Source organism: Robinsoniella sp., assembly GCF_034124845.1.
Genome location: NZ_JAWYAJ010000294.1, coordinates 1 through 9,509 on the forward strand (window position 1 = coordinate 1; position 9,509 = coordinate 9,509).

The following is a 9,509-nucleotide window of genomic DNA, read 5'->3' on the forward strand; positions in this document are numbered from 1 at the left end:
TACTTTCTATTGAAGCAGTACCGCAGACCTGTCTGCGGTATGCAGGGGTATAAGTATGGAACAAAAAGCGTTCCATACTTTCTATTGAAGCAGTACCGCAGACTCGTCTGCGGTATGCAGGGGTATAGGTATGGAACAAAAGTACTAATGATCGGTAGTATCTCTACGCACAAGTACCGGAGGTATTTTTTTATGAACCGGTTCTGAAGAAATGTTAGGTCGTCGTTTTTTGCGCTCGGACATCTGGGAAACCAGCAGTTTTACCGCTTCCTGGGCCAGCAGACTGATCTGCTGGCCTACTGTTGTGATAGGGATAATCGCTTCTTTGGAAATCGGAGAATCATCAAATCCTACAATCCGGTAATCGCTGCCCAGAGAGCCTTTCTGGCGAATGATAATATTGAGCAGCACATTGGCATGGGTATCGTTGGGCATAAAGATGCCCTTTTTTTGATTGGGATACCGTTTCTCTAGGTCTTCATAAATCTCTGTCAACTTCTGATTGCTGGCTTCAAAAGTTGATCCCAGATCGCAGTAAATTACTTCAAACGGGATATTCTCTTCCCCGCATATATCCTGAAATCCTTTAATCCGCCCGTACGCTGGTGTATAACAGGGCACATCATTGTTGATATGAATTAAGACACTGCATTGATTTTTAATCAGGAGGCTGGTAGCCTGGACAGCGCCCATATAGTTATCCGTGTTAATGCTGGAAATATACTTATCTTCCCGTTCGATAGCAACAATCGGTATGCGGTAATCCGCCAGCTCTTTTGAGGGAATGGTGTGGCTTAAGACAATCAGGCCTTCAATCTGGTACGCCATCAATTCTTTGATGTAATTACGTTCCACTTCCGCATCATCATTGCCTACAAACACCAGGAACTTATAGCCGTATTCCTGATAAGAAGAGAGAATCTGATTCAGCATTTCCGAATAGTAGTGCAGATACAGGTTTGGGATAATTATGCCTACAAACTCAGTACTTCCGCTTGCCAGTATCCGGGCAACTTTATTTTCTTTATAATCAAGAGCCACCAGAGCATCTGCAATTATTTTCTGGTTCTCTTCTGTCAGAGAGTCCGGGTTATTAAAATACCTGGAAATGGTTGTTTTTGAAAAGTTTGTATAAACTGCAATATCATGAAAAGTTACTTTATTTTTTTTACCCATAGCAGCTCCTTTGTCGGTACATGTTTCTGATAGAAATTTGGCACATTCAGGTTACATACCCGCTATGCGCCCATTATCCGGGGCAAATCTCCCGCGAACCGGAACGCGCAGCTGTCAGAAAGCAATTTCCAAACACGCCCTGGCAAAAGTATAACAAAAATACCTTCCTGAGGCAATGTCAAATTAGCAATGGATGAAAGTAACCGGTTATTTTTGTGAATATCTTACAAAATAATACTGACAATTCAAGACAGTATTCACAAAAATGGAAAAAGGAATTGACGCTAATATGGAGTTGTGATACTCTTAAAACAGATAAAGTAACCGGTAACTTAACCGGTAACATTACCGGTTACAAAACAATGGTTTGTGAAGTAAAGGAGGAGCGCATGAGAAAGTCATGGAAATATGCGGCAGTATTTTTCCTTGCCGCCAGCTGCCTGGCAGGGTGCGGGCAAAAAGAGATAAAGCCAGGCGATATTGCCGGATATGAGGAAGGAGAGAGTTACCTTTCCATATGGGTACATACAATTGAGGATACTCCCGAAGGAGATGCCTATGCAGAGTCAGTGAGAAGATTTAATGAAAAGTATGACGGCAAATATTTTGCAGATATTGAGTTCATTCCCAGAAATGACAGTGGAGGCGGATATTCCGATAAGGTAAATGCATCTGTGATGTCCGGAGGGCTGCCGGATGTGCTTACGGTGGATGGTCCCAATGTAGCGGCTTATGCTGCAAACGGCATAATCCAGCCATTGTCCAAGCTTCGGGAAGAGGAAAGGGCAGTCTATCTGGATTCTATACTTGAGCAGGGAACCTATAACGATAAGCTGTATACGCTGGGCGCAATGGAATCCAGTGTAGGGCTGTATTACAATAAGGATATTCTGGAAAATGCCGGAATTGATATTCCTTCCGGGGATGATCCCTGGACCTGGGATGAGTTTTTGGACATTTGTAAAAAACTTGATCCGGTCATGAAAGAAAAGAACGGGTACTGTCTGGATATGACATTCCCCGTTGGAGAAGCAAGCATTTATTATTATGCTCCTTTCTTTTGGGCAAATGGAGGAGACTTTGTGAGTGGGGACGGTCTGAGTGTGGATGGCATATTCAATTCTGATGCGAATGTAGAAGCAGTGAATTTCTTCCGTGGGCTAGTGGAGAATGACTACATGTCTAAAACCCCCATTGATAAGCTGTTTGAAACAGGTCGTGCGGCATTTAAGTTTGACGGGGCATGGGAAGTGAACACGGTCTATGAGAACTATCCGGATATCAAACTGGGAGTGGCACCTTATATTGTGGGAGAAAACTGGGATGGGGGAAGGTATACGCCTACAGGTTCCTGGGCATATGCAGCATCAGCTTCTACCCATGATCTGGAAGGTGCTACAGAACTGGTAAAATGGATGAGCGGGGTGGAAAGCGGCATAATCCTTCATGAACAGACAAAAGGGCTGCCGTCCACTTATGGGGCATTTGACCAGATATCTCTTTTTTCGGAAGATGAAAACTATAAGGCGTTGTATGAGCAGTTGAATAAATATGGACATCCAAGACCCAAAACGCCGGTATATCCTCAGGTTAGTACTTCTTTTCAACAGGTCCTGGAAGGGGCAGCGCTGAATGGAAAAGATGCCGGAGGAGAACTGGATAAATCTATAGAAAGGATTGACGCCAAATTAAAGCGTTATACAAGAGAATAATGAAGAGAAAAAAATCTAATTCGATGTTAGGAATGGCATTTTTTGGTCCGGCATTGGTACTGCTAACGATCTTTTTGTTTCTCCCCATGCTGTTGACACTGGTTTTCAGCTTTACGGATTATTTTGCTTTGAATCCGGATCTTACACATTTTGTGGGACTGGAAAACTATCTTACGATCTTTAAGGATGAACTGTTTGTAAAGGCTTTCGTAAATACCGTGAAGTTTGTATTTATAATTGTGCCGCTGCAGGGAGGCGGAGCGCTTATTCTGGCGCTTCTGATTAACAAAGTAACCCATTGTAAAAAGTATTTTAAAGTAGCATTTTTTATACCTGTTGTCATGTCCCTTGCGGTTGTTTCCACTTTGTGGATGCAGATCTATAATCCGGAGGGAATTCTTAATACGATACTGGTGAACTTGGGCCTATCCGCACAGCCTTTTATTTACAGCGATAAACAGGCACTTCCGTCTATTGCATTTATGAGTATCTGGCAGGGTGTGGGATATCAGATGATTATTTTTCTGGGCGGGCTGCAGGCGATTAATCCGGGACTTTACGAAGCGGCTGAAATGGATCATGCCAGCGGATGGCAGAAATTCAGGGATATTACCCTGCCGGAATTAAAGCCCATTTGTATATTTGTATTTATCACTATCACCATCGGTGCTTTTAAAATGATTGTCCAGCCGATGGTTATGACAGGAGGCGGGCCTTCCCACTCTACTTATACGCTGGTTTACGATATCTATGAAACTGGTACGGTGAACTGGGAAATGGGACTTGCTTCAACCATGGCAATTGTGTTTGTGATATTTGTGGTCATACTGACCATTGTGCAGACGATCTTAACGAGAGATAAGGAGGAGAAACATGTTAACAAAAAAACAAAAATCAATTAATTGGTTACTGGTTATCCTGATGCTTATTTTATCAGTCTTCTTCTTATTTCCGGTGGTCTGGATGCTGGCAAATTCATTTAAACCGGATGCTGCCATTGCAGCGGATATGAATGCCATGTCTGCGTTTATTCCGCCGGCACCAAGCAGCAGCTTTTTTGACAACTATATATCCATTATCACCAATACTTCTTTTCTGCGCTATATGGGAAACACGCTGTTTTACGCTGCGGTTCTCATCGTACTGGGAATTATCGTAAACGGCCTGGCAGGATATGCCCTTGCGAAAATAGATTTTCCCTTCCGGGAGCGATGGGTGCTGGTTATAATGATGCTGATGATTATTCCGACAGAGACGATTATTACCATACACTTTTTGATAATCGCAAAAACGGGGCTGCTGAATACGGTGATTGGTTATATTCTGCCTATGATCGTAAACCCATTCAATATTTTTCTGTTCCGCCAGGTTTTTTTAAGCCTGCCGGATGACGTTTATGAAGCGGCACAGCTTGATTTCTGCAGTCCGGTGAAGTATTTCTTTACGATGGTTCTTCCCATGTCGAAAACAGTTGTGGCTACAGTCAGTGTTTTTACGTTTCTGAACGTTTGGAATGACTATCTCTGGCCGTCCCTGGTATTCACTTCCAGTGATCTGCTTACGGCACAGATCGGATTAAATTCCATCACAGCCAATGAAAATACAACCATGGGGCAGACTCTGGCAGTCATCACCCTGATTACGATACCGGTCATTATTATATATTCCTGTTTCTCCAAACAGATTGTAGAAGGAGTTACACACACAGGCACGAAGGAAGGATGATAGTATGAGCTTTATTGAATTAAAAAATATAAATAAAAAATATGCAAATACGGATAAGAATGCGGTTTCCAATTTTAATTTGGAAATTAAAGAGAAGGAATTTATTGCATTTGTGGGACCGTCCGGCTGTGGAAAGTCCACAACACTGCGTATGATTGCGGGATTTGAAGATATCTCACAGGGAGAATTGTTTATCGATGGAAAAAAGGTAAATGAAACAGCGCCAAGAGACCGGGGAATTGCTATGGTATTTCAGAATTATGCTCTTTATCCCCATATGACCGTGGAGAAAAATATCGGGTACGGTTTAAAGAATATGAAAGTGCCATCCGATGAAATCAAAAGAAAAGTAGACTGGGCAATTGATATACTGGGACTGGAAGAGTACCGGTACCGAAAACCGAAGAATCTTTCCGGGGGCCAGCGGCAGAGGGTTGCATTGGGCAGGGCGATTGTGAAGAATCAGAAAGTATTTCTTATGGATGAGCCGCTATCCAACCTGGATGCCAAGCTGCGCGTGAGTATGCGAAATGAAATCAGCAAGCTTCACCGCACGCTGGGCACGACCACCATTTATGTAACCCATGATCAGACAGAGGCGATGACCATGGCGGACCGTATTGTAATCATGAAGGACGGTGTTATCCAGCAGGTAGGTGCTCCAATGGAATTATATGAGCACCCCGTGAATAAATTTGTAGCGGGCTTCATCGGATCTCCTCAGATGAATTTCTATGATGTGCATGTAAACGGCAATATAGTGGAATTCAAAGGTGATAAAAAGAAGATCACGCTCCCGGAGGGTGTTTTAAAAAAATTGAACGGAAAGCAGGGCGATATGATTCTGGGGATCCGCGGTGAGGATATAAAACTGGATCCGCACAATCTGGAGATCTACAAATCGGATATACAGACTGCTGTCGTAGAAAATAAAGAAGTCATGGGTAATGAAAATAATCTTTATTTCAGTTTTGGCGGAATAACCACTGTTGCACGGGTTTCTAAATATGAGGTCAGCAGTATCGGAGAAAAGATTTCCTTTGTACTGGAACCTACAAAATTTCATTTCTTTGATAAACAGACAGAAGAAAAATATTAATATGAATCAGGGAGGTTTCTATGACGGAACATCAATTACACTTGAGGGCACCGGGGAACTGGATCAATGATCCCAATGGTTTTATCTATTATAAAGGAAAATATCATTTGTTTTACCAGTACTTTCCTTATGCGCCGGCATGGGCAACCATGCACTGGGGCCATGCAATTAGTTCAGACCTGGTTAACTGGACACATCAGGAGATTGCCCTTTACCCAAGTAAATACTGGGATAAAAATGGATGCTTTTCCGGAAGTGCGGTGCAGGAGAATGGAAAGCTTTATATTTATTACACCGGTGTGCGTTATGAAGAGATTACAAAGGAGGATATCCATCACTGTGTGAATGAACAATTTGAGTCTTCCCAGATGATGATCACATCCAATGATGGGATTCACTTTGACAATTTCAAAGATAAAAAGCTGATAATTCCTCCCATTGTGGATGCTTCCCTTGGGCATCGTACACATACAAGGGATCCTAAGGTATGGAAAAGCGAAGATTATTACTATATGGTTCTTGGAAGTACACTGGACGAGAAAAAAGGAATTCTGCTATTTTACAGAAGCAGTGATAAAGAAAACTGGGAATATCTGAACAGTTACGAATCGGAAGATCCTTCTTTTGGCTGGATGTGGGAATGTCCGGATCTGTATCAGACCGAAGAGGGCTGGGTGGTTTGTCTGTCTCCCATGGGATTTTTAAAGGATGGTGATAAGGAACAGAACCATGCCATATGTGCAGAAGCAGAATTTGACGAACAGACAGGAACCCTGAAAATGGCAGAAACGTATCAGTTTGCAGACTATGGGCTGGATCTCTATGCACCTCAGAGTACGCTAGACGAAGAAGGGCGCAGAGTTGTCGTCGGATGGATGAGAATGCCCAGACCGGTTTCGGATGAAAAGCCCTGGATCGGAATGATGTGCACGCCCCGGGTAGCAGAACTCAGAGACCACCACATCTATTATCGGATGCATCCAAATGTGGAAAAAGCATTTACAAAGGAAATATCTCAGGTTGAAGAACTGGAAGCGGGAAAACCATACCAGTTAAAGATTGCGCTGGATGACGGGGAGTCACTATCTCTGGGCGGTTATGAGATTTACAGAAAGGGAAATAAAATCGGTACAAACCGGGAAAAAGTTTACGAGGGAATCACAAACTGCAGGCTTTCCTTTGAAACCCCGGAACTAAGAGAGAATGCCCGGCTGAATATTCTTGTGGACCGGAATTTAGTGGAGGTCTATGTAAATGACGGGGAGTATGTAATCAGCAATATAGTATATGATTTAAAGGAAGATATTTCACTGCCTGAGGGTAAGAAATTCATTCTGAAACAGATGTGTAATTAACCAAATAAGTATAAGAGACAGCCTGACGGGGAAACCTTGCAGGCTGTTGTGCCGCATTCTGCCAGAAGTCAAAAACTCCACTGCAAGCAACGTTGTTTTTGTTCTCCGCTTCCGCTCCGGTCGTTGCTAAACGAATGTCCACTGGACGTTCAGCAACCTTCGCGGCAGTCGCCAAATGGACCCGCCAGCGTGTCCGTTTGGCTCGTTGCCCACGGGAATCAAACTGACAGCACTGCCTATTTGGTTTTAAAACCCTACACTATGACACCAGAGTTTTCTAATGTGTTATAAAAAATATGACCCGAGCAATCAATGAGTGTCTGTGAAAGGAGAACAATTAATATGAATATCAGAATCAAAGGTGCGCGTCAGAATAATTTGAAAAATATCAGCGTGGAGATTCCTAAAAATAAGCTGATTGTGTTTACAGGGCTGTCCGGCAGCGGAAAATCTACGCTGGCGATGGAGACCCTTCAGCGGGAATGCCAAAGACAATATATGGAGTCTATGGGCATGACAATGGAGATCGGTTCCAAACCCATGGTAGACGATATCCAAGGCCTATCCCCGGCTATTTCCATCAATCAGAAAAATACCAATCGCAATCCCCGTTCCACGGTGGGCACGGTTACAGAGATTTCCCCTTATCTCAGGGTGCTGTTTTCTAAAATAGGTGAAAGGCATTGTAAACACTGCGGCAAAATGGTAGTGCCGGATTTTGGAAAAGAGACGGGAGATATCTATGCAGAACTTCCGGATCAGGGGGAAGAGGCAGCAGAGATGTATGAGCAGATGATGTCTTGCCCCCATTGCGGCAAAAATATCACAGAGCTTACGGCGAGCCATTTTTCATTTAATAAGCCCTCCGGAGCATGTCCCGCCTGCAAAGGCATGGGCGTGGTAAGCATACCCGATATACAACTTCTAATTAATAAAACAAAGAGTATAAAAGAGTTTGCCATCCATGGATGGGATCAGGTATATATTGACCGGTACGGGGCATCCATTGCCAATGCAGCAAGATATTATGGATTTGAGTTTGACCTCTCAGCACCAATTTCAGATTATTGTGAGCCGGCAATGGATTTGTTGCTTTACGGTGCCCTGAGTAAAGAATTTACCCGGCATTTTCCTGACAAAAAACCGCCGAAAACAGTCCCGGAGGGGCGATATGAGGGGGTCATTACGAATATGATGCGCCGCTATGAGGAAAAGAGCTCCTATAGTGCAAAGCAGCGCTTTGAAAAGTATTTGATACAGCAGGAGTGTCCGGAGTGCGGAGGTATTCGTTTTAGAAAAGACATACTGGATGTCCGGGTTGCCGGTGTGAATATTAAGGAGGCACTTTCCATGCCCCTTACGGATGTATTGGACTGGCTCAATGAGCTTGAATGTAAACTTACACCGGATGCCAGAGGGGTTGTGGGGCAGGTATTGGATAATCTGGAGCGCCGCATAAAACGTATCATTGAGGCAGGGGCGGGATATCTGACCCTGGACCAGCCCGGCGTATCCCTCTCTGCTGGGGAGGCCCAGAGAATTAAGCTCGCTTCTGTCCTGGGAAGCAGCCTGACGGGGGTACTTTATGTATTGGATGAGCCATCCACGGGGCTTCACAACAGGGATACTTCTAAAATTATTGATGTTTTAATTCGGCTGCGGGATATGGGCAATACGGTGATTGTTATTGAACATAACCTTAAGATCATACAGGCGGCAGATTATATCATCGACTTTGGACCGGGGGCCGGAAGAGACGGAGGCCGGATTGTTGCGGCCGGAAAGGTGTCGGATATAATTAATTGTTCGGAATCGATTACCGGTAAATACTTAAGCGGAAAAGGATTTACCGGAAAATATCTGAAGTCTGGCGGCAACGGAAAAAGTCTGGTGATCCGACATGCAAATACAAATAATCTGAAAGACTTGTGCACAGAAATCCCATTGGGGAAGTTTATTACCGTGACAGGCGTATCAGGTGCAGGTAAGTCCAGTCTGGTATTCGGGGAAGTGGCAGAAGCAGCAGATGCTTATTTCCACCAGCCCGGAAGTATGCATTGTGGGAATGTCAGCGGTTTTGAACATTTAGACGATGTGATTACGATTAATCAGACATCCATCGGAAGATCTCCCCGTTCCAATGCGGCGACTTATACGGATATTTTTTCTGACATAAGGAATTTGTATGCCGGTATTGCTAGGAAAGAAAACATGGGATTACAGGCAAAACACTTTTCCTATAATGTTCCAGGTGGGCGGTGCGAACATTGTCAAGGTGCCGGAAAGCTGTCAGTATCCATGAATTTTCTGCCGGATGTGGAAGTGGTCTGCCCGGTTTGCAGAGGGAAAAGGTATCAAAAACCCGTTTTAAATGTAAGATACAAAGGGTATAATATTGCTGAGGTGCTGGAGCTGAGTATTGATGAGGCTGCGGTATTGTTT

The 9,509-nt window shown here is 43.8% G+C and carries 8 protein-coding genes; 7 read left to right on the forward strand and 1 reads right to left on the reverse strand.

The window, feature by feature from the left end:
- Positions 1-144: 144 nt before the first annotated feature.
- A complete protein-coding gene (locus tag ACH2DQ_RS14650; RefSeq protein ID WP_394911594.1) occupies positions 145-1,176 on the reverse strand; it encodes a substrate-binding domain-containing protein in 1,032 nt (343 codons plus the stop codon).
- Between the two features lie 72 nt (positions 1,177-1,248).
- Here ACH2DQ_RS14650 and ACH2DQ_RS14655 point away from each other — a divergent pair, with 72 nt between their 5' ends.
- The 7 genes from ACH2DQ_RS14655 to uvrA form a co-directional block, all read left to right on the forward strand.
- Complete coding sequence (locus tag ACH2DQ_RS14655; protein WP_394911723.1) at positions 1,249-1,347, forward strand: DUF6783 domain-containing protein; 99 nt, start codon at positions 1,249-1,251, stop codon at positions 1,345-1,347.
- A gap of 218 nt (positions 1,348-1,565) precedes the next feature.
- Positions 1,566-2,888 carry an ABC transporter substrate-binding protein gene (locus tag ACH2DQ_RS14660; protein WP_394911593.1) on the forward strand — a complete coding sequence of 441 codons (1,323 nt, stop codon included), beginning with the start codon at positions 1,566-1,568 and terminating at the stop codon, positions 2,886-2,888.
- On the forward strand, positions 2,888-3,790 hold the full coding sequence (locus tag ACH2DQ_RS14665) for a carbohydrate ABC transporter permease (protein ID WP_394911592.1): 903 nt from the start codon (positions 2,888-2,890) through the stop codon (positions 3,788-3,790). The genes ACH2DQ_RS14660 and ACH2DQ_RS14665 overlap by 1 nt, the downstream gene beginning before the upstream one ends.
- Positions 3,762-4,613 carry a carbohydrate ABC transporter permease gene (locus ACH2DQ_RS14670; RefSeq protein WP_394911591.1) on the forward strand — a complete coding sequence of 284 codons (852 nt, stop codon included), beginning with the start codon at positions 3,762-3,764 and terminating at the stop codon, positions 4,611-4,613. Before ACH2DQ_RS14665 ends, ACH2DQ_RS14670 begins: the two co-directional genes overlap by 29 nt.
- 4 nt (positions 4,614-4,617) lie before the next feature.
- Entirely contained in the window at positions 4,618-5,712 is a 1,095-nt protein-coding gene (locus ACH2DQ_RS14675) for an ABC transporter ATP-binding protein (RefSeq protein WP_395027246.1), read from the forward strand.
- A 20-nt stretch (positions 5,713-5,732) separates the two neighbouring features.
- On the forward strand, positions 5,733-7,067 hold the full coding sequence (locus ACH2DQ_RS14680; RefSeq protein WP_394911589.1) for a glycoside hydrolase family 32 protein: 1,335 nt from the start codon (positions 5,733-5,735) through the stop codon (positions 7,065-7,067).
- Positions 7,068-7,409: 342 nt separating this feature from the next.
- On the forward strand, positions 7,410-9,509 hold a 2,100-nt coding region (gene uvrA / locus ACH2DQ_RS14685; protein ID WP_395027249.1), incomplete at its 3' end, for an ABC-ATPase UvrA.

Bases quoted from the DNA above. Each gene is read 5' to 3' on its own strand.
- ACH2DQ_RS14665 (WP_394911592.1), top strand. From the start codon at position 2,888: ATGAAGAGAAAAAAATCTAATTCGATGTTAGGAATGGCATTTTTTGGT.
- ACH2DQ_RS14675 (WP_395027246.1), top strand. From the start codon at position 4,618: ATGAGCTTTATTGAATTAAAAAATATAAATAAAAAATATGCAAATACG.
- ACH2DQ_RS14660 (WP_394911593.1), top strand. From the start codon at position 1,566: ATGAGAAAGTCATGGAAATATGCGGCAGTATTTTTCCTTGCCGCCAGC.
- ACH2DQ_RS14670 (WP_394911591.1), top strand. From the start codon at position 3,762: ATGTTAACAAAAAAACAAAAATCAATTAATTGGTTACTGGTTATCCTG.
- ACH2DQ_RS14680 (WP_394911589.1), top strand. From the start codon at position 5,733: ATGACGGAACATCAATTACACTTGAGGGCACCGGGGAACTGGATCAAT.
- ACH2DQ_RS14650 (WP_394911594.1), bottom strand. From the start codon at position 1,176: ATGGGTAAAAAAAATAAAGTAACTTTTCATGATATTGCAGTTTATACA.